At 65.3% G+C, this 20,300-nt stretch carries 16 protein-coding genes; 3 read left to right on the forward strand and 13 right to left on the reverse strand.

The genetic code is table 11. From position 1 onward, the window contains the following. Positions 1–112 precede the first annotated feature (112 nt). On the forward strand, positions 113–2,365 hold the full coding sequence (locus tag V5E97_RS27390; protein WP_406694745.1) for a DUF1549 domain-containing protein: 2,253 nt from the start codon (positions 113–115) through the stop codon (positions 2,363–2,365). A 21-nt stretch (positions 2,366–2,386) separates the two neighbouring features. Further along, on the forward strand, positions 2,387–3,922 hold the full coding sequence (locus V5E97_RS27395) for a DUF1501 domain-containing protein (RefSeq protein WP_406694746.1): 1,536 nt from the start codon (positions 2,387–2,389) through the stop codon (positions 3,920–3,922). Positions 3,923–4,094: 172 nt separating this feature from the next. On the opposite strand, the gene V5E97_RS27400 is transcribed toward V5E97_RS27395, so the two are convergent. Continuing rightward, a complete protein-coding gene (locus V5E97_RS27400; protein WP_406694747.1) occupies positions 4,095–5,111 on the reverse strand; it encodes an alpha/beta hydrolase in 1,017 nt (338 codons plus the stop codon). Between the two features lie 218 nt (positions 5,112–5,329). On the opposite strand from V5E97_RS27400, the gene V5E97_RS27405 reads away from it, so the two are divergent. Continuing rightward, positions 5,330–5,524: a hypothetical protein gene (locus V5E97_RS27405; protein WP_406694748.1), complete on the forward strand. Its 195-nt coding sequence runs from the start codon at positions 5,330–5,332 to the stop codon at positions 5,522–5,524. 87 nt (positions 5,525–5,611) lie between these two features. Here V5E97_RS27405 and V5E97_RS27410 read toward each other — a convergent pair whose 3' ends face one another. From V5E97_RS27410 to V5E97_RS27465, 12 genes are all read right to left on the reverse strand, one after another. Next, entirely contained in the window at positions 5,612–6,070 is a 459-nt protein-coding gene (locus V5E97_RS27410; protein WP_406694749.1) for a hypothetical protein, read from the reverse strand. Positions 6,071–6,465: 395 nt separating this feature from the next. After that, positions 6,466–8,115, reverse strand: coding sequence for an FAD-dependent oxidoreductase (locus V5E97_RS27415; protein WP_406694750.1), 1,650 nt, complete (start codon positions 8,113–8,115; stop codon positions 6,466–6,468). A 47-nt stretch (positions 8,116–8,162) separates the two neighbouring features. Next, positions 8,163–9,002, reverse strand: a complete 840-nt coding sequence (locus V5E97_RS27420) for an aldo/keto reductase (RefSeq protein ID WP_406694751.1) — start codon at positions 9,000–9,002, stop codon at positions 8,163–8,165. 40 nt (positions 9,003–9,042) lie between these two features. Beyond that, positions 9,043–9,498 (reverse strand): thioredoxin, encoded by a 456-nt coding sequence (gene trxA / locus V5E97_RS27425; protein WP_406694752.1) that lies wholly within the window; start codon positions 9,496–9,498, stop codon positions 9,043–9,045. 83 nt (positions 9,499–9,581) lie between these two features. After that, positions 9,582–9,872: a ubiquitin carboxyl-terminal hydrolase 14 gene (locus V5E97_RS27430; RefSeq protein WP_406694753.1), complete on the reverse strand. Its 291-nt coding sequence runs from the start codon at positions 9,870–9,872 to the stop codon at positions 9,582–9,584. Positions 9,873–10,275: 403 nt separating this feature from the next. Beyond that, entirely contained in the window at positions 10,276–10,398 is a 123-nt protein-coding gene (locus tag V5E97_RS27435; RefSeq protein WP_406694754.1) for a hypothetical protein, read from the reverse strand. An 11-nt stretch (positions 10,399–10,409) separates the two neighbouring features. Further along, complete coding sequence (locus V5E97_RS27440) at positions 10,410–10,865, reverse strand: hypothetical protein (RefSeq protein ID WP_406694755.1); 456 nt, start codon at positions 10,863–10,865, stop codon at positions 10,410–10,412. Positions 10,866–11,119: 254 nt separating this feature from the next. Further along, positions 11,120–12,679, reverse strand: coding sequence for an N-acyl-D-amino-acid deacylase family protein (locus V5E97_RS27445; protein ID WP_406694756.1), 1,560 nt, complete (start codon positions 12,677–12,679; stop codon positions 11,120–11,122). 468 nt (positions 12,680–13,147) lie between these two features. Further along, positions 13,148–14,401: a pyridoxal phosphate-dependent aminotransferase gene (locus V5E97_RS27450; RefSeq protein WP_406694757.1), complete on the reverse strand. Its 1,254-nt coding sequence runs from the start codon at positions 14,399–14,401 to the stop codon at positions 13,148–13,150. Positions 14,402–14,551: 150 nt separating this feature from the next. Beyond that, positions 14,552–15,295, reverse strand: a complete 744-nt coding sequence (locus V5E97_RS27455; protein ID WP_406694758.1) for a nuclear transport factor 2 family protein — start codon at positions 15,293–15,295, stop codon at positions 14,552–14,554. A gap of 526 nt (positions 15,296–15,821) precedes the next feature. After that, on the reverse strand, positions 15,822–16,997 hold the full coding sequence (locus V5E97_RS27460) for an exo-alpha-sialidase (protein WP_406694759.1): 1,176 nt from the start codon (positions 16,995–16,997) through the stop codon (positions 15,822–15,824). A 245-nt stretch (positions 16,998–17,242) separates the two neighbouring features. Then, complete coding sequence (locus tag V5E97_RS27465; RefSeq protein WP_406694760.1) at positions 17,243–20,299, reverse strand: fibronectin type III domain-containing protein; 3,057 nt, start codon at positions 20,297–20,299, stop codon at positions 17,243–17,245. Position 20,300 lies beyond the last annotated feature (1 nt).

The raw sequence follows: 20,300 nt of genomic DNA on the forward strand, positions 1-20,300 counted from the left end.
TGGATTCACCCTGGCGGGCCGCCTGGTCCACTGTTTCCTCAGTCATGATCAAGCCTCGGCTTTTATACGGGGCCGGCCGCCGTTGAAATCAATAAGGAGCGTGGATAGTCGTATGCGAATCCCTCACTCTCCTGCCGTGACGATCCTGCTGGGTCTCCTTTTTATCACGGGGCGATCGTGTTTCGCTCAATCGCCGCCTCCTGTGCCGGCCGATCACGCTCGGCAAATGGCGGAAGGGCTGGCGCTTTTCAAGGAGCACGTCCGCCCGGCGCTGACGCAGCACTGTCTTGATTGTCATGGCGGCAAGACGATCAAGGGGGACTTCGACCTCTCCGATCGCAAGCTACTCAAGAGCAGTGGCGCGATTGAGGGGGGGAGCAAGGAGAGCTTGCTCTATGCGTTGATCTCGCATGCGGAAGAGCCGCACATGCCGCAAAAGGGGGCGAAGTTGCCCGCCGAGACCATCGCGCGGATCGCGCGATGGATCGACCTGGGGGCTCCTTACGACCGCCCTTTGGTCGAGCGGGCGAAAGCGGGCGCGCCACGGGCCACCGCGATCAGCGACGAGGATCGCCAGTTCTGGTCGTTCCGCCCGCTTCTGACCGTCGATTCGCCGCCGGTGCGGGACCCGGCCTGGGCACGCACCCCGATCGATCGCTTCATCCTCAGCAAGCTCGACGAACACAAGCTGACGCCGAATCCAAAGGCCGATCGCCGCGTGCTGATCCGCCGCCTTTCCCTGGACCTCCTCGGTCTGCTGCCGACGCCCGAGGAAGTCGACGCCTTCATTGCCGACCCCGCGCCCGATGCCTACGAGCAGTTGGTCGATCGGCTGCTCGCCTCGCCGCATTACGGCGAGCGGTGGGCCCGGCATTGGATGGATATTGCCCGGTTCGCCGAGTCGCACGGCTACGAGCAAGACTACGATCGACCTTACGCGTATCACTATCGAGACTTCTTGATTGATGCTTTGAACCGAGATATGCCCTACGACCAGTTCGTTCGCTGGCAAGTCGCGGGCGACGAGCTGGCTCCTGATGACCCCTCGGCCATGGCGGCCACGGGGTTCCTGGGCGCGAGCGCATTTCCGACGCAGCTCACCGAGGCCGAGTTCGAGTCGGCCCGCTACGAGGAGCTGAGCGACATGACTGCGACGACCGGGTCGGCCTTCCTGGGCCTCTCGGTCGGCTGCGCTCGCTGTCATGACCACAAGTATGATCCGATCCCGGCGGAGGACTACTACCGGATGGCGGCCGCCTTCTCGACAGCGATCCGGAGCGAGATCGAGGTCTCTCCTCGGCCTGGCGAGAAGCCGGTCAAGATGCAGGTCACCAGCGAGGGCTTCCCGCATACCAAGCACAACGCGGATGGTCGCGGCTTTCCGCACTTTTACCCGACCACCTTCATTCTGAGCCGCGGTGACCTCAACCAGAAGAAAGGCGAGGCGGTGCCGAGCTACCTCCGCGTGCTGATGCCCGCCGGCCGCGATGCATCATCCTGGCGTGTGGAACCGCCCGCCGGCTGGACGCGTACCAGCTTTCGCCGCGCGGCGCTGGCGAACTGGCTCACCGACGCGAACGAAGGGGCAGGAGCTCTGGTCGCGCGCGTGGCGGTGAACCGGCTCTGGCACTACCGCTTCGGCCGCGGCATTGTCGCCACGCCCAACGACTTCGGCGCCCAAGGCGAGCGGCCCACTCACCCGGAACTGCTCGACTGGCTCGCGGCCGAGCTGATCCGCCAGGGCTGGCGGCTCAAACCGGTTCACCGCATGATCGTCACCAGCGCCGTTTATCAGCAGAGCGGAGCTTTCGACGAGTCGCGTGCCGCCATCGACCGGGAGAACCAGTGGCTGTGGAGGCAAGCTCCCAGGCGACTCGAAGCCGAGCCGATCCGCGACATCATGCTCCAGGTTGCCGGACTCCTCAATCTGCGGATGCACGGCCCCGGCTCGCTCGACCCGGCGATGGGGCGTCGAAGCGTCTATTTCTTCATCAAGCGGAGCGAGCTGATCCCGACGATGATGCTCTTCGACTGGCCCGAGCACCTCGTGAGCATCGGCAAGCGCGGGACGACGACCACCGCATCGCAAGCCTTGATGTTCATGAACAACCCCGAGGGCCGTCGGGCCGCCGAGCACTTCGCCGTTCGTTTGGCTGGCGAACCGGACGCCAACGTCGTCCGACAGGCCTACCGCTTGGCCTTCGGCCGCGAACCGACCGCCGCCGAGGCGAGATTCTCCACCGGCTTCCTCGGGCACCAGAGCGCCGCCTACAAGCAGGCAGGCAAGCCGAACCCGGGGCAGCTTGCGCTCACAGACCTTTGCCAGTCATTGATGGGGACCAGCGAGTTCATTTATCTCCCTTGAAATCCAAAAGAAGAGCCACCCATGAAGCGGGATTCCTCGAACCAAGGTCCGCGGATCGCTCGGGCGTCAACCGACTCTTCTCCTGAGCCGATCCTCACGCGTCGCCGACTCCTCCAGCGTGCCGGCGGCGGGTTTGGCTTGATTGGCCTCGCCAGCCTACTTCACCAGGAAGGGCTGCTCGAAGCTCCGGCGAACGCGGCGGGTGACCTGGACCGTCTCGCGCTGAATCCCATGGCCCCCCGCCCTGCCCATTTCCCTGGGCGAGCCAAGCGGGTCATCTGGATCTTCATCAACGGTGGCCCGAGTCAGGTGGATACCTGGGACTACAAGCCGGCCCTCGCCAGGTGGAACGGCAAGTCGATGCGTGAGTTCGACTCTTCGTTCAAGAACACGACCGGGTTCTTCAAGGATCAGGTGGGCGGCTTGATGAAGTCTCCGTTTCGGTTCAGCCCGCGCGGAGAATCCGGCAAGATGGTCTCGGAATTGTTCCCGTACCTCGGCCAGCACGTCGACAAGATGGCGTTCATCCATTCGGCCCACACCGAATCAAACAACCACTCACCTGCCTTGTTCATGATGAATACAGGGTTGCCCCGGATGGGGTTCCCCTGCGTCGGGTCATGGGTGACCTACGGCCTGGGGAGCGAGAACCAGAGCCTCCCCGGGTTCGTCGTCATGAGCGACCCCAGGGGGCGAGGACTTCCCAAGGGCCAGGCGGCCAACTGGGGAGCGGCGTTTCTGCCAGGCGTGTACCAGGGAACGCACCTCCGTTCCAAGGGGTCGCCGATCGACAACCTGGAACGCGCCGGGGGCATGAGCGACGCCCAGCAACGGGCCCAGCTCGACCTCATCAATGAGTTCAACCGGATCCACCAGGATCAGGAACAGAACCGGGCCGAGCGGGAACTGGCCGCCCGCATCGAGAGTTTCGAACTGGCCTATCGCATGCAGTCGGCCGCGCCCGAGGCGATCGACATCGACTCCGAGCCGGCGCACATCCGGCAGCTCTACGGCCTGGACGATCCCCGCTGCGAGCACGTCGCCCGTCAGTGCTTGACGGCCCGCCGGATGGTCGAGCGGGGTGTCCGGTTCGTCCAGATCTACTCGGGGGGAATGGAAAACCAGCGCTCATGGGACGGCCACGTCGACATCAAGGGGAACCACGAGCAGTTCGCCGGCGAGACCGACAAGCCGGTCGCCGGCCTGCTGGCCGACCTGGCGCAGCGAGGTCTGCTGGACGAGACCTTGGTCATCTGGGGCGGAGAATTCGGCCGTCTGCCGATCGCCCAGACCGGCCAGACGCCTGGCCGCGACCACAACCCCCACGGCTTCACGCTCTGGATGGCCGGCGGAGGAATCAAAGGAGGTGTCAGTTACGGCGAGTCGGATGAAGTGGGGTATGCGGCCGCCGTTGACAAGGTTCACGTCAATGACATCCACGCAACCGTCCTCCACCTCCTCGGCCTCGAACACGAGCGGCTCACCTACAACTACAACGGCCGCCGCTTCCGCCTGACCGACGTGGCGGGCCAGGTCCTCAAAAAGATTCTGCTATAAGCGCAGATGGCGATTGAGGGTGAGAGGTGAGCCACAAAACCAAAGCCTTGTCCCAGAGTGAGGGACAAGGCCTTGGTTTCCGAGCCATCTGTGTTTCAAACCCCGACAGCGAAGAGCTCGGTCTGACTGGGCTCTCGCACTTCGGAAAACGACCGATGGGTCGATCGGTCGGTCAAGGCTTTGTGCCCTTGAGCTTGGCAATCAGGAACTCGGTGGTGTTGGCGTATTCAGGGTCGGGATGACCGGGGTAGGCGAGATGAACCTCGTCCCCTACGGACTTGAGCTTCTCTTCGAGCAAGAGGCCGAGGACGGCGGTGTGGGTGGGATCCTTTTGTTCTTCGCCCTTGACGGGAGGCTTGTCCTGGCCTGGGTAGTCGAGGAAAACCGGAGGGTCGCCGGGGCCGGCATGGACGTAGGGTGAGTATTCGTTGATCCAGTCGAGCACGTCGGAGCGGTGGTCGTAGAACTGCTGGAACTGCGAGTCGCGGGCGCTGGCTTTGGTGAATCCGAAGGCGTGCCCGCCGTATCGCATGTTCGGGATCCATTCGCGGAGCTGCAAGGGGTCGAGCGAAGTCTGGGCACCATTGACAGCCGCGGCGGTCAAGCGGGTCGACTCGCGTGCGACAGGGTCGGTGCTGTCGGGCTTCGCCATGTCGTCGTGAAAGGCGAGCCAGAGCGACGAGCAGGCGCCAGCCGAGCCCCCGGTCGCGGCAATCCGGGTCTTATCGATGTTCCACTCGCCGGCTTTCGACCGGAGGAACTGAATGGCCCTGGCGGCGTCTCCCAGCGGCCAGCTCACCGGTGGCTTGATCCCGGCCTCTTGCGCCTGTGTGGTGAAACGGTAGTTGATCGACGCCACTGAGATCCCGCTGTCGAGCAGCTTTTTGAGGTTCCCCACGCCCACCTTGTCGCCATTGACCCAGCCGCCGCCGTGGATGTGAACGACGAGTGGAGCGGGCTCCTTGGTGTCGGCCTTGAAGAAGTCGAGCACCTGTCGCTCGTGGTCGCCATAGGGGACGTTGGAGAACGTCGGTGGCACGCTGTACCTGGGGGGGGCCTTTTTCGCGACTTTCGGCTTTTCCTTCACGTCCTGTGCCTGCGCTTGAGGCGGCGTGCTCAGGAGGATTGCGAGACCGGCCATGAGACCGGCAGCCTGGAAACGGCGGGGAAACGACGCGAGTGTGGTCACGCTCGAGAACTCCTTGGGAGGTTGGCGGGTGGTGGATCTCGCAATCGGAGAGCTTAACCGGCGCCGGGAGGGAGGCAAGTCATGTCCATTCAAAATGGATCCCATCGAGGACTGAGCCCCACAAAGATTCGAAAATCTTGCCTGCTCTCCCTTCCGACGCGGATAACCCTCATAAGGAGGCCGGAAGTCGGCCTCGCAGGAAACGGGGGGGATGACCGATGAAACTCTTGATGGCGGTGGGCGTGAGCTTTTGGGTTGTGATGGCCGTGTGGGTGGCCCGGCTCGGCATCGGCCTGGACCAACTGAGCCAGGATCAGATACCGGCCACGATCGTCGGCGGCGTGTGCGGTGGGCTGGCGGCCTGGTATTTCGTGCCACATTGCATAAAGAGAATTTCGATTGAACAGAAATGAAATCGAAGAGTTGGCCGCTTGCACGCTCCCGTCAGGCGGTCTGAATTCCTGGCCTTGCCGGTTTTTTTTTGGGATTCGTTATTGCAGTCATATGTGGCTAAGAGTGTTTGAGTTGGCGAGGCCGGCGTTTGGGGCTTCCCTCTGGCCTTGCCGGTTCCGAAAGTTCTGGACCTGGTTCCAGGACAAAAGGCCTGCGATCGAATCGGCATAGAACATGCCGATGCCGGTCGGTTCGATCGTGTCGTCGGACACGTGCATGAGTCCCTCCCGTTCGAGGGCCTTGAATTCCTGCGGGAAGTCATGGAACGGGTCGCTGCTGGAAAAATTCTGATATTTGTGGCGGTCGATCCGCAGAGCGGCGAGGACTCGGGTCAGGTGGAAGATGCGGAGGTCGCGAGGCGCGTATGCGAAGGCACGGTCCCAGCAGGTCGCTCCACCTCGGCTGACGGCCTCGATGTATCCCGAAGCACTGTCCGGGTTGATCACTTTGAGGGCCGTTTGTCCGGAACCCGCGAACGAGATGCCCGTGGGGCCGAGGCCGATCATGTCGTAGCTGTCGGGTTGGAAGCTCAGGACTTCGTAGACGAACCGCTTCTCCTGGCCGTGGATTTCGCGGTGTTCGACGTTGGTCAGAGTGGTCTGAGAAAACCCTTGTCCGAGCGATTACGCGGAAGCCGGTCCCGAGGCCCGTCGCGTCCCCGCGGGCCCTGGCGGTCGGCCAGGTCGTCTCCCTCGCGTTCCACCTCCCCGACGGCTGGGGCGGCCAGGTCACCGAGATGCTGCCCGGGTGGGTCGTCCGCGCCCGCTCGGATGAGGGCGCGACCACCATCGGGATCGAGTTCCTTTCCCCGCCAGACGACCGCTCTACCCCCGTGCTGTCCGGGAAGATTTCGAGATGTTAGCGCGGGGGGGGAGGCGGACCGTCGCCCCCCTGCCTTGCGTCACATCTGCTTCAGATATTCGTGCACGAACAGGACCGCCATCGACCCCTCGCCGACGGCCGAGGCGACGCGCTTGGCCGAGCCGGACCGGACGTCGCCCGCGGCGAAGACGCCGGGGCGGCTGGTCTCCAGCAGGTGGGGCTGCCGACGTGCCGTCCACGCCTCGGAATTCTCCAGGGAGGCCCCGGTTCGCACGAATCCCTTCTCGTCCTTCTCGATCTCCGGGGGGAGCCAGTCGGTCCGCGGCGTCGCGCCGATGAAGCAGAACAGGGCAGTGGTCTTGATCGTCCGCGCCTCGCCCGTCTTGTTGTTGACGACCTCGACCTCGCGGAGGCAGCGGTCCCCGGACATCCGCCGGACCTCGGTGTTGAGGAGCACTTCGACGCTGGGGGTCTCCTCGATCCGCTTCGCGAGGTAGCTCGACATGTGATCGTAGAGGTCGCCGCCGCGGACCACCAGGTACACCTTGCGGACCTGCCCGGAGAGGAAGACGGTGGCCTGGCCGGCGGAGTTGCCGCCGCCGACGACCACGACGTCCGAGCCCTTGCAGAGCTGCGCCTCGACGGAGGTCGCGGCGTAGTAGACGCCGCACCCTTCGAACCGTTCGCACCCCTCGACGCCCAGGAGGCGATAGTCGGCCCCGGTGGCGATCAGCAGGCACTTGGCCGAGACCGTCTCGCCGTTGTCGAGGTGCAGTACCGCATACTTGTTGTCGAACGACAGGCCCGTGACCGGCGAGGCGACGGGAAGGTGCGCCCCGAACTTGTTGGCCTGCACGACGGCGTTCTCGGCGAGTTCGCGGCCGGTGATGCCGGTGGGGAAGCCGAGGTAGTTCTCGATCCGCATGCTGCGACCGGCCTGACCCCCGGGCGCGTCCCGCTCCAACACGACCGTGTTCAGCCCCTCGGAGGCGCCGTAGACGGCCGCGGCCAGCCCCGCCGGGCCGGCCCCCACCACGGCCAGGTCGTACACCGTGTGCTCGAGCGGTCGGCGGAGGGTCAGAGCATCCGCCAACTCCTCGTTCGAGGGGTTGCGCAAGAGCAGCTTGTGGCCCCAGGTTACCACGGGCGTGTCGGCCTCGGTCAGCCCGGCCTGCTCGAGAAACCGCTTCACCTGCGGGTCGTCCTCCAGGTCCATCCAGGTGAACGGCACCATGTTCTGGGCCAGGAACTCGCGGACCCGGTGGGTGCCCTTTGAATAGCGCGACCCGATCACGCGCAGGCCCGTGAAGTCCCCCATCTCGTGGAGGAGGTGGCGTCGGGCCATGAAGGCCCGGAGGATGACGTCGCCCAGGTTCGGATGGACGTTCATGATCTCACGCAGGGCATCGTTCGAGACCTCGAAGACGTCGCTCTCGCCCCGGGCGACGCCGCTGAAGATCGCGGGGCCCCCGGTCAACTGGGCCACCTCGCCGGTGAACTCCCCGGGCCCGAGGGTCGCGACGACCTTCGGCTCATCGCCGGCGTCGTCGACAATCTCGACCGCGCCGGTCTTGACGATGTAGAAGCTGCAGTCGCATTGCCCGGCTTCGAAGAGCTTCTCCCCGTCGCGATAATGCTTGAGCTTCGACAGAGGGCAGCCCTCCTGCGCGGCGAGCTGGGCCTCGTCGAGCCGGGGGAAGGCGACCGCGTCCACGTCCTGCTGGGTCATGTCGGGACCTCCGCTCGGGACACCCGGATCGGGCTTGCATGGGGCGTTTACAGCATGGGGAGATCACGTGGGCGCGGGCCGCGCGGGAAAGCCGCATCGATCCGCGATAGCTCCGCCTCGGTCAGCCGGAGGTCTCCGGCCCCCGCGTTGTCAGCGGCATGCTCCGGGCTAGATGCCTTGGGGATCGCGAACAGCGAAGGCTGACGCAGCAGGAACCGGAGGGCGACCTGGCGAGGGGTCGCCCGGTGTGCGACGGCGATCTCCCGCAGGACGCGACCGCCTTCGGTGTCCGGGCCCGGGAAATCCCCGTGGCCGAACGGGCTGTAGGCGACCACCACGACGCCGTGAGCCTCGCACCAGGGGATCACCGCATGCTCGATGGCTCGTTCCCGGAGGTGGTAGAGGACCTGGTTGCACGCGAGGAGGCCCTCCCCTTCGATCTCGCGGGCCTCCTCCAGGTCGGGTACGTCGAAATTGCTCACGCCCCATGAAAGGATCTTCCCAGCCTCCCTGAGCGCCTCGAAGGCCGCGAAGGTCTCCTCCAGCGGGTACTCACCCCGCCAGTGCAGGAGATAGGCATCCAGCCGGTCGGTGCCGAGGCGGGCGAGCGACCGCTCGCAGGCCGCGATCGTGCCGCGCCTCGAGGCGTTCTCGGGGAGGACCTTCGAGACCAAGAAGACCTCGTCGCGGCGCCCGGCGATCGCCTCGCCCACGATCTCCTCGGCGTCGCCGTACATCTCGGCGGTGTCGACGTGGGTCAGGCCCAGGTCGAGGCCCCGACGCAGGGTGTCGACCGCGTCGCCGCGATCGCCGCGATCGAGATACCAGGTCCCCTGACCGATCGCCGCGACCTGGCAACCGGTGGTGCCGAAGTTGCGATGTTCCATGCCATTCCCTGTTCCTTACGCCTGCGATCGAGCGACAACATCAGGATGCGAAGCGTCGGAGCCGTTTCGCGATCTCCGACTTTGGCTGGACGCCGACGATCCGATCGACCTCCCGCCCTCCCGCGAACACCAGCAAGGCCGGGATGCTGCGGACGTTGAAGCGGGACGCCGTCGCCGGGTTCTCGTCCACATTCAGCTTCGCGAACCGCACACGCCCGGCCATCTCCGTCGCGAGTTCGTCGAGGCTCGGGGCGATCATCCGGCAGGGCCCGCACCACGGCGCCCACATGTCGACCAGCACCGGCAGCGGCGAGCGCTCGACCTCGGCCGAGAACGTCGCATCGGTGACGGTCAACGGGCCGGGGTCGGCGGCGAGAGGGGTTTTGCACCGGCCGCAGACCGGCGCGAGGCCGCCAAGGATCTTCTCCCTCGCCGCCTCCGAGATGCGGTTGGTCGCGCCGCAGGATGGGCATCGGATGATCTGGGGCTCGCTCATGCCGCCGTCTCCCTTCGCGATCGGTCTGTCGTCACGCTCGCCGTGCCTCGCGACTCTCACAGGGCGACGAGCGATTAAATCCGCTAGCGCAAATACGGCTCGGCCTCGGGTGGCACGGGCAATGCCTCCTGATCCACGTAGCACCAGGCCCACCGCTCGCCGGGCTCGTAGGACGCCACCACGGGGTGGCTCGTGTGGAGGAAATGCTTCGTCGCGTGCCGTCCCGGCGAGCTGTCGCAGCAGCCGACGTGGCCGCAGCTCAGGCAGAGCCGGAGGTGGACCCAGCGCAGTCCCGTCTTCAGGCACTCCTCGCAGCCCGGGGTCCGCGCGGGGACTGGCTTGGCCTCGAACAAGTGCTCGCACACCATAGCCATGTTCAAATCTCCTGGTGAAGGCTCTTCTCCCGCGTCACTCGCGTCCACGTCGGCCCGATCGGCCCGATCGGCCCGATCGGCCGTCGGACACGGAACGGATAATCCCACGGCAGTCAGCGTCCGGTGGGCATCGTAAGCGATGCCCCGGATGGCCTGGGCGAACCGGGCCGGGTCCGACAGCGTGATGACGTGCCCGTTCACAGGTCAGGTCAATTGGTCGGTCAAAAGATGTAGAATATGCTGATCGAGACGTCCGGTCAACCCGGGCGATTGACGTCTTCAACCCGCCTCCCCACGGCTCAAGCCGGGGGCATCCTCGCTAGATTTTGGTGAAACCTCGCGTGTGGCCGAGCCGAACGACGTCTTGGAACGTCTTGGCGTGACCGAAGCCGAACCGGCCCATCTATCGCAGTTGATTGATGTCGAACGTCTGAATGCCCATGCTCAGGCGAAAGTGACGGGCGGGGAGTTCCGCACGGAGGATGTCCACGAGCAAGGGGGTGCGGTTGAGGAAGGCTGCGGGCACGCCTTCGAGCGTCACCTCGGCGGACGACAGGTCGAAGGCGTCCGCCAGGGCGCGGCAGAGAGTGCGGAAGGAATCCGCCGGGCTGAGGTTCGCCGTGCCTCCACCGAAATAGAGGCCGCAACGGGGCGGCCGGCCAGACTCGGGTTTGCCTCGAGTTTCTGCCTGAGCTCTCTCACGACGTGATCCATCACGACCACCGCCCTGCCCTGGTTGAACGTCTCGTGGGGAAACGTGCAGAAGCCGCACCCTGTGACGGCCGGGTTGCAGAACGGATGCGGCAGCACGCCGACAAGCAGTCCTTGGTCGGGATGGAAGTGCAGGCGATTTTGCGTGGATTGATCCCCCGGCTCGACCCTTGGCATGGCCGCGGCGAGTGGATAGCCGTGCAAAAGCCGATGTCGCTGGGGGCGTTCTGACAGCCGCCGCAACTCCGAGACCAGACTTCGATGCCGAATGCGATCGAGCATGAGCCGTCTTCCCTTCGGGCCGAGTTGCGACCGTATGAGATGTGACGCCTGGACTATCGGTGTCTCATTGTTTTGGTTGGTTGTGTCTGCTTGTATTGTTAGGTTTGTCGTGTGTTGTTTTGCTGAGATATTGTAGGGTGGGCGCGGCCCACCATCTTCGTCTTCTCTTGCCTTCTCTTGTGGGGTGGGCCTTGCCTGCTCGGGGGCGAGTCCTGGTGGGCCGTGCCCACCCGACAAGAGGATATGCTTTTGGTTTAGCTTCGTCTCAGGGCACGGCCCGGGGTGGCGCCCGTCGGCTCACCGTTTTCGAGGACGAGGGTGCCGTTGACTAGGACGTGATCGACCCCTTCGGCCAGGGTTCGGCCGGCTTCGTAAGTGGAGCGATCGATGATGGTGACGGGGTCGAAGATGGCGATGTCCGCCACGAAGCCAGGGCGGAGCAGGCCGCGGTCGTTGAGCCGGTAGCGGCGAGCGGCGTGGGTGGCCAGGTGAGTCACGGCCTCGGCCCAGGTGTAGTCGCCGAGCTGGCGGGTGTGGTAGCCGAGGAACCTTGCGAACGCCCCCCAACCACGCGGGTGCGGGTGACTGCCCCCGAAGATTCCGTCGGACCCGGCCATGTGCGCGGGGTGGCGGAGGATCGCTCGCACGTCGGCTTCGGTCCGCTCGCCGGCGCGGAACCCGAAGATTCCGACGGCCATTCCCGAGGCGATCAGGCTCTCGCAGACGAAGTCCCCCGGCGACATCCCGGCGCGTTCGGCGGCCTCGGTCACCTTCAAGCCCTCGGCCCAGCGCCAGGCGGGGTTGGCCGTCATCGTGATCGTCGTCGAGTCGAGGGGATAAGGGGTCGGGCTCGAGAACCACTCGCGATTCAGTTGTTCCCGGACGACCGGATCGGCCAGCCGTTTGACCGTGGCCTCGATTCCGCCGACCTGGACCTCGGGGGGGAGCGCAACCATCCCGAGGATCGTGCTGCCGGCGAGGTACGGGTAAGTGTCGAACGTGAGGTCCAGGCCCATCGCACGACCTTGGTCGAGCAAGGGCAAGAGCAAGTCGGCCGGCCCGTTGTAGTGCGAGATGTGAGTGGCGACGCCCGAGGCCTTGGCGATCTCGTAGACCTCGCTCATCCCGACCGGGGCCTTGGCCCCGTAGCCTCTCATGTGGGTGACGTAGACGCCGTCGTCGGGAACGATGACCTCGCAGAGTGCAGCGATCTCGCGGGCGTCGGCGTAGCGGCTCGGGATGTAGTCGAGCCCGGTCGACAGGCCGATCGCGCCGGCCTCCATCCCCGTCCGGACCATCGCCTGCATGGCGCGGATCTCGGCGTCGGTGGCCGGGCGGGGGTCGAGTCCCATCACCTCCATCCGGACGTTGCCGTTGGGAATGAGGTACGCCACGTTCAGGGCTGTCTGGCGATCGAATCGATTCAGGTATTGCTCAATGGTCGACCAGTTGTAGTCGATGTCCGGGTTGGCATTGAATCCGGCGGTGTACCGCCTCATATAATCCATTGTCGCGGGCGACGCCGGCGCGAACGAGCTGCCGTCCTGGCCGATGATGTAGGTCGTCACCCCTTGGCGGAGCGCGGGCAAGTGGATCGGGTCGGCCAGGAGTACGGCGTCGCCGTGGACATGCGCGTCGATGAAGCCGGGGACGATATACCGGTCGGTGCAGTCGAGCACTCGCGCGGCGTGCGCCCCTTCGAGATTCCCCATCGCTCCGATCATGGTGTCGAGCAGGCCGATGTCGGCCTTGTAGGGAAGACCACCAGAACCGTCGATCACCCAGCCGTTTTTGAGGATCAGGTCGAAGTTCACGAAGGGCTCGCTTCTCTTTTTTTTAAGAGGGTTAAGTCGGGTGGGCGGGACGTCGTGCGGACCACGGCATCGAACCGATTGGCTCCGGGGCGAGACCGAGGTTGGCGCGGGCCGTCGCGTTTAGTGAAAGAGGGCCGCTCGGGAAAGGGGCCCTCCACTTTAGGAAACGCGACGACGACGGCCCAGGGGGCGACGAACCGAGGAGCTCGGGTTCCGACCAGGGCACGGCCGGTGAGCGCTCATTCACGCGGGTCTTGAGTGTCTGGTGAGGTTTTACCACTCGCACGCGGGCAACGTCCAGGCTCGTGTTTCTGGAACCAGAGAGGGACATGGCCTCATGCGATCGACCCATGACGATGCGGATCGAGCAGGATCGGACGCCGTTCGGCCTGGCGTCCGGTCGACCTGCCATGTGTCGCCGGCTGGGCGGTCGAGGTTCGGCGCGATGTCGATGGGGGGCGACCACGCTCAGAACGGTTCGGCCAGGACAAACTCAGGCCGGCGTTTGAGGAACCGAGCGACCCGATCGATGCGGCTCAAGGCGTCGGGGAGGAAGGCGACGGCCTGGTCAATTCGCTCGTCGGTCTCCGCGCAACTGAATCGGAGGAATCCGCGCCCGGCCGCGCCGAACGACTCGCCGCCGAGACAGGCGACGCCGAACTTATCGTCCGCATCTTCGAGCAGGTAGAGGGCCAAACCGTGGGAGGTGATCCCGAGGCGGTTGCAGAGGGGCCGGACGTCGGGAAAGACGTAGAAGGTGCCGGCCGGAGGGGCGACGCGCATCCCCTCAACCTTCGCCAGGCCGGCCGCAAGTCGCTCGACCTTGTGGCGAAAGAGCTGCATGGTCTCGTCGCGGTACGCCGCATCCTGCTCCAAGGCGGCCCGAGCAGCCCACTGCACGAACGGCGGGCTGCACGAGGCGGTCGTGTTGATCAGGTTGCCGATCGCCGCGACCACCTCGGGGTGGGCCACCGCGAAGCCGATCCGCCAGCCACTCATGCTGTACGACTTGCTGAACGTGTAGGCCGCCACCGTGTGGTCGAGCATCCCGGGCAGCGCCCCGATCGACTCGTGGCGGCCGCGCCAGACCATGTGGCAATAGGGCTCGTCGGAGAAGACCATCACATCGGTTCCGCGCACGAGCGAGGCAATCGCCTCAAGGTCGTCGCGGGTGGCGATCCCGCCGGTCGGATTGTGTGGTGAGTTCAGAAAGATCGCGCGGGGCTTGGGGTCGCTCTCCAGGAACCGCGCGACATCCGCCGGCCGAGGACGAAAATCGTCCTCCACGCGGAGCGGCACCTGGATCGCCCGCGCGCCTCGGCGCTCAAGGTTGGGGATATAAGTCGGGAAGTGCGGGCTGAACAGCAGAACGCCGTCACCGGGCTCGAGGAAGGCCTCGGCGAAGTACTGTTCGAACGGTTTCGCCCCCGACGCCACGACGATGTTTTCGGCCGTCACGTGATGGCCGAATTCAACGTTGACGAAGTTCGCGGCCGAGTCCCGGAATTCGGCCAGGCCAAGGCTCGGGCCGTAACCGGTCCGGTTCTCCTCAATGGCCTGGATCCCCGCCGCCTTGGCGTGGGGGGGACTTGGAAACGGGCTGTCGCCGATCTCGAGCTCGACGACGTCCTTGCCTTGCGCCTTCAACGTCCGCGCCAGGGCCAACACGGTAAACGCCGTCTCGGCCGTGAGATTGCTGACCAGCGAACTGAGTCGAACCATCGGTCACCCTCAGCAGATGCCAACCAGGGGAAAACAGGATTCTCACCGCGAATCACACGAATGGGATTGGAGAGGAGAATGCCAAGAGGATATGGGCTGCTTTGTTTTCTTGCGTGGATTCATATCGTTCGTGGTGAGGCACTACTGTCCTTACCGTGATGCGATCGCCTGAGCCAGGGGCTGCACGATTCGCGGGATGATCTTGTTTTGGATAAAATCTTCGCCGATTTCTCGCTGGCGGCGGAACGAGTCGAGAAAGGATTGGTTGGCCCCGCCGCCCCAGTACTGGCGGATGGTGAAATAGACGCTGATCTGGTCTTCGGGGAATTCGCCGGTACGGACCTGGAAGGCGTTGGTGCGGGTTTCCACCGAGATCCGGCACTGGAGTCGGCAGGACTCCTCAAGGGCCAGGGTGACCGACGGTTCGTAATTGATCACGCGTGCGCCGGGCTTTTCCAGCATCCCTTCCAGCCCCGACCCGAGGCCCAGTGCTTCGGCCACGATCTCGTCATGGTTCCCTTCATAGTTGAAGTCGAACCCATACATGAGGTCGAGTGCTTCGCAGTCGAGCACGCTGATCGTCAGCAGGTGGGGGGCCATTTCGAGGACCATCTCGTGCTGCCGGTAGGTGTCCTCGACGTTCTCGGGATTGACCTGCCCCGAGCAGAGCCGCTTGGGCTCAATCGCCAGCCAGCGGTACGACTCCTCCTCCTTGTCCCCCTCCAGCACCAGATCGCCGCTCTCTCGCGTGAAAAAATTGTGCAGGTCGGGGAACGCCTTTCTCATCTGCTCGAAGTAATGCAGCACGGTGTCGCGGCTGGTCGGAAGCTCCATTTCCGTGTTCAAGTTCATGTTGATATAAAAGTCGTCAGCGTCGCAATTGTACCGGTTCATCCGTGCTTGATCCTGAATGCCGCTCCGCCTCAGCCGCCTCCGGAACGAGGAGGAAGGAGGGAACCCTTCGTTGTCGAAAAATCGATTGTAGCAATATTGCCGACAGGGCGAAATCAAGCGGTGAGAGAAGGAGCCCTTTTGTTTGATTTTTTGTTAAAGAATTGAAGGCTGGAGCCGCTTTGTCGTGAAACTCTGGATGTTGTTTGTAAAAAAGGGAGATGGGGACCAGGGAGTGGCAAAGCGGGGGCGGACGGCTTGGCGCAAGGAAAAACCCCGTCGCATGGCTTGGCCCCACGCGACGGGGCTCGGTCTCAGGAGATCAGCGTTTCTACAATCCATGCAAGAGGCGTGCCGAAAGCCGGACGGCGGGGCCGGCGAGTCGGCCCGAGGCCTGGATGGTCACGCGATCGCGGGGCCCTTTCGTTGAAAAAGTATCTGTTCGTTTGTTTACTGTTTCGGGCGAGCCTGACCCCGCCAGGCCAAGCCTGGAGGCTGCTGATTGTCCGACGTGTGCCCTCCACCTGATTCACTTCGTTAACCGGGGACGAGGTTCCCAGATCGTTGCCGCGATGTAGCGCGTCGGACTGGAGCGGTCGCTGTAGTAGTAGACGACGACGACTTTGCTATCGGGTCGGACGATGGATCGCACGTAGCCGACGTCGGTACTCCCGCCGTCGTCGCGGAGCACGACGGGGTTCTCCCAGGTTGCACCCCGGTCGGTGCTCAGTCGCGCATGGATGCCGTACGGTCGCTTTCGGACGCCGTAGGTCAGACAGAGTCGACCGTCCGGCAAGGTTACGAGGCTGGGCGGGTTCCCCTCGCCCGTGTCTGGCTCCGGGACTGAGCTGAGCGACCACGAGCCGCCATCGTCATGCGAGGTATACGCCTCGATCCAACTCTTGGGAGGATCCTTCCTGCGAACGGTCGTCACAAGTTCGGTCGCCGAGACTCGCACTGTGGACGGCATGATGGAATACCCGCTCGGTTCCGGGCCGATGAACGAAACGAATCGCCAGGTCAGGCCGCCGTCCCGAGTCCGCGCACAGAAGGGGCGGCCTTCCCGTCCGTCCGCTTTCGAGGCGGTCAGGAAGAGCGTGCAGTCGTTCGGGCCGTTGACGAGGTAGTCGGTACGTCCCATCACTCCTTTCTGGCCGAAGAGCGGCAGGCGGTACGGCCCGCGCCACGATCGCCCACGGTCATAGGAGAAATAGTAGCGTGACATCCCGTTGTTGATGTTTTCCATCCGGATCGTCATGGCGAAGTCGGGATGGGTCAAGTCCATCGGCTCGCGGAGGTCGACCGGCCGCTCCTCCGGCAGGCCCGGCGGCATGGTGCCGTGTCGCATGCCTGGCGTATCTGCCAGTGCCCCCGGTGGATTCGGCGTCTCGACCGCCCACGTCAGTCCGCCGTCCTGACTGCGAGCCAGGAGGTGTTCCTCAGGTTTGTCGTGGTCGATGTGGTGGAATGGGCCTCGATCCTTATAAGTCCCCCGGCTGAAGCCAACGAGGATCTCATTTTTCCACGACCAGATCCCGTGGTTGGCCGGCCAGCCCGCAAACCGCCCATCCTCCTTGGAGACGACAACATGGCGCACCTGCTCCGGCGGCTCGACGTCTGCCGCCGTCGCTGAGGTGACGACCCCGAGTGCAAGACAAAAGAGTCGCAACCCGCAGATCTGCAAGGCTGGTAATGTGGCCTTCACATCAGGACTCCGGTTGAGAATTCCGCCGTCGTTCACGCCTCCGGATAAGAGTGTCGTGTATGGGATATCGCGATTCTAGATGTGATGAGATCAAATAAAGCCAACCGTCCCAGACGGGAGCAAAGGAGCCGATTTATTTTGTTGCAGCGGTTAAAGAATTTAAACGTATTTGTGTTTAAGCTGTTGCCTTTGATGCAAGTGCGGGCGGAGCATCCGCGGCCCCAGCCCCGGGGAAGGGACGAGCGTCAGGCTCGCGTGGCGCCGTTCTCGGGGTGGCGGAGGCGGATTGGCGGCATGCTGTCGGGTTCGGTGTGGGGATCGGCGAAGATCCGGGCGCGATGTTTGGAGAGGTTGAGCTTCGACTGGATCGGGAACGTCGAGCCGTCGCGACTGGCCGGGAATTGCTGGACGATTTCGCCGTCGTCGACGGACAAGGGGACGGTGCGCGGGTGGGCGACCAGGGCGGTGGGCGGGATCTCCGCGCCTGCCGGTTCGGTCCGGAAGGTGAGCTGCCAGGGGCGGCCCGGGAACCCAGGCCGGCGAAACGCGTACGAAACGGTCACTTCGGGGTGCGGGCCGGGCAATAAGGTGCGGGCCGTCGGCTCCAGGCCGGGCGAGACGACTGTCTGGCCGGCCACCTGGGCGACGCTGTAGACCCGAAGGTGCCACGGACCTTCAACGTTCAGGGGCAAGGTCAGGGTATGGTGGCCGAGCCGGCCGTAGTCGAGCTCGTGGACCAGGATTCGATGGGCATCGGGGTCGTCGGAGCCAATCGGGGCCGAGCCGGCCCGCGCCACGATGAGTGACTGGGCTCCTTGCGGACTCCAGCGCCAGCGGAGATGGACCCGCTGACCGTGGCCAACGCGGGTCGCGCGGAGGTCGGATGGATCGGGGACGCACGAGTAGGCCACGCTCTGGCCAACCGTGAGCATCCCCGCCGAGGCGATCATCGGCGTGTAGTGGCAGACGCCCAGCGCCGGCGGCGCGGGGTCGCTGGCGTGGTCGGGGGCGGTCACGTCGAGCCATTGCCCGTCCAGCGCATCGGCCTCGGCGAACGTGAGTCGCTCTCCAGGCACGCGTCCCGCCGGCTTCAAGGTGCGGAGGATTTTGACCGTCCCTCGCGGTGGCCTTGGCCAATCGAGTCGGACTCGGCCGGCGGACTCCAGCGACAGCGTCGGGGCGGGGAGGACCTCGATCGGTGGGTGCGGCTGCGCGGAGACGAAGACGCCTCGCGAGGCGACCATCTGGCCGTCAGGCATCTTGTAAACGGCGAACACGCCATAGTGGTAGACCCGGTCGTTTTCGAGGCCGGGGTCGTGGGCCCGATCGCGGAGCGTCTCGACCCGTTCGCCGTCCTTGGCGCTGGCGGGGGGAGCGCCGAGCTTGCGGACGACCCGGACGTCGAGGGCGTTGGCCGGAGGGGACCAGAAGAGATCGACTTCGTGGTCACCGGTCTCGACGCGGACGTCGGTGACTTCGCCGAGCAGGACGATCGGCCCGATGGCCGCGGCGGAGACCGACTCGGCCCCGCCTCGCTTGCTCAAGGCGGCGTAGCTGACTGTCTCGCCTGCGTTGACCTGGCCGTCGTCGTATTCGGTGGCGGTCACCTCGGCGATCCTGGTGCCGTCGGCGAGGTGCTCAATCGGGCCGCCATGCTTGCGCAAGAGGACGTACGAGAGTGGGCCGAGACCGTCGGGGGCCGGTGCCACCCAGCGGAGCCGGACCCGTCCGTCGACGAAGTCGGCGACCAGGCTCGACGGATGGTCGGGGGGGCACCGCTGGAGTCCGTCGAGGGCTTCGGTCAGGTCGGAGGCGAGGGCGAGGCTTTGCTGGTAGAAGGCGCGAGCGGCCCTGGGGTCGGTGGCCGCGACCGCGCGGCCGCGGGCGGCCAGGCCTTGGGCCCGGCGCAGGGGGGCCGTCACGTCGGCCCGACTTGGCTCGACCTCGGGATGGCTTGGGTGGAGCATCGAGGCCCAGAGCTCGAGTGCTTCGAGCGCGGCGACGAGTCGGCCCGCGGTCCGTGCGGATTCCCAGACGGCGCGGGCCCGGTTGATGTCGGCGAGCCGATGCTGGATCCGCTCCATCGCCTTGCGGGTGCCGACGTGCTTGGGGGCGAACTCCTGAATTCGCTTCAAGTGCCGGAGCGCCGTTTCGAGGTCGCGCGTCTTGTACGCCCGGGTCGCGGCTTCGAAGTGGCGGACCAGCGGGTCGCGGAGCTCAATTTTGAACCCGCAAGGGCAGCGGGGTTCGTCGACCCAGTGTGGCTTCTTGCAGATCGGGCAATCCCAGCGGAGCGAGGCCCGGCAGTGGCGGCAGGCTGCCGTCTTCTGCCGCGCGGCCTGGGCGAAATCGGTGACTCCGGCACAGGTCCGACAACGTAAGTGGCGAGGGGCGATTGTGACGGTCGCGGCCGAGGAGGGACCGGCGTCGCGGGCCACGCCCAGGCTCCGGCAAGCACGGACGATCAGCCTGTCGACCCGTTCGGGCTCGATCCCGAGGGCGGCCCCCTCGTCGAGCAAGGCGTTCCGTGTGCCGGGGTCGAGTCGCGGCAAACCTTGCAAGGCGAACTCGATCGACGCGATCAAGACCTCTTCAGCCTCGAGGGCCAGCGTTCGGTCGTAGCGTGCCCGCGACTCGGGAGTGGTCAGGTGCGACTGAGCGTGCGAGACCAGTTCGAGCCAGGCGGTTTTCTCGGCCGTGACCTGGGCCTTCTGCATCCAGCGCCGGCGTTCGGCGTCGGCCAGCGCGATGATCTCCTGGATCGGGGCGTCGCGGGTGAGCGATAGGGCGTCGTAGAGATCAACGCGGCGGAGGTGAGTCAGGGCCACCCGAATCTGCCGGCGCATCGCCGGGTCGAGGACATCGACCGGAGGGTCGGGCGTGTCTGCTTCGGCGGGCGCCTCGGGCTTCGGTGGGATCAACTCGGCCAGCCGGTCGAGGTCGTCGGCCGTCAGCCCAAGCCGGACGGCCTCGTCGCGGAGCAAGGTCCGGTCGGCGACGGTCAGCCCCCCTTTGGCAGAACGGAGCCGGAGTCGACGCTGGAGGGTGTCGAGCTTCTGGTCACGCTCGATCCGCTGCGCCGCGGCGAGTTCGGCGTCGTAGGCGGCTCGAACGGCCGGGTCGCCGAGCAGGGCCTGGCGCAGCGCGGGGATCTGGTCGAGGTACGACTGATAGGTATGCTTGTTCTTCGGGTTCCGCGTGCCGGACGACCAGAGCGGCTGGCATCGCGCCAGCGCCGTTTCCAGTGTTCCGCGGTCGGCACCCGGGTTGACGCCCAGCATCGTGTAATAATCAGCGACCATC

Origin of the sequence: Singulisphaera photorubra (assembly GCF_045290345.1) — a bacterium.
GTDB lineage: Bacteria > Planctomycetota > Planctomycetia > Isosphaerales > Isosphaeraceae > Singulisphaera.

Bases quoted from the DNA above. Each gene is read 5' to 3' on its own strand.
- V5E97_RS27450 (WP_406694757.1), bottom strand. From the start codon at position 14,401: ATGGTTCGACTCAGTTCGCTGGTCAGCAATCTCACGGCCGAGACGGCG.
- V5E97_RS27430 (WP_406694753.1), bottom strand. From the start codon at position 9,872: ATGGCTATGGTGTGCGAGCACTTGTTCGAGGCCAAGCCAGTCCCCGCG.
- V5E97_RS27390 (WP_406694745.1), top strand. From the start codon at position 113: ATGCGAATCCCTCACTCTCCTGCCGTGACGATCCTGCTGGGTCTCCTT.
- V5E97_RS27465 (WP_406694760.1), bottom strand. From the start codon at position 20,299: ATGGTCGCTGATTATTACACGATGCTGGGCGTCAACCCGGGTGCCGAC.
- trxA (WP_406694752.1), bottom strand. From the start codon at position 9,498: ATGAGCGAGCCCCAGATCATCCGATGCCCATCCTGCGGCGCGACCAAC.
- V5E97_RS27420 (WP_406694751.1), bottom strand. From the start codon at position 9,002: ATGGAACATCGCAACTTCGGCACCACCGGTTGCCAGGTCGCGGCGATC.
- V5E97_RS27405 (WP_406694748.1), top strand. From the start codon at position 5,330: ATGAAACTCTTGATGGCGGTGGGCGTGAGCTTTTGGGTTGTGATGGCC.
- V5E97_RS27455 (WP_406694758.1), bottom strand. From the start codon at position 15,295: ATGAACCGGTACAATTGCGACGCTGACGACTTTTATATCAACATGAAC.
- V5E97_RS27440 (WP_406694755.1), bottom strand. From the start codon at position 10,865: ATGCTCGATCGCATTCGGCATCGAAGTCTGGTCTCGGAGTTGCGGCGG.
- V5E97_RS27395 (WP_406694746.1), top strand. From the start codon at position 2,387: ATGAAGCGGGATTCCTCGAACCAAGGTCCGCGGATCGCTCGGGCGTCA.
- V5E97_RS27410 (WP_406694749.1), bottom strand. From the start codon at position 6,070: ATGATCGGCCTCGGCCCCACGGGCATCTCGTTCGCGGGTTCCGGACAA.
- V5E97_RS27415 (WP_406694750.1), bottom strand. From the start codon at position 8,115: ATGACCCAGCAGGACGTGGACGCGGTCGCCTTCCCCCGGCTCGACGAG.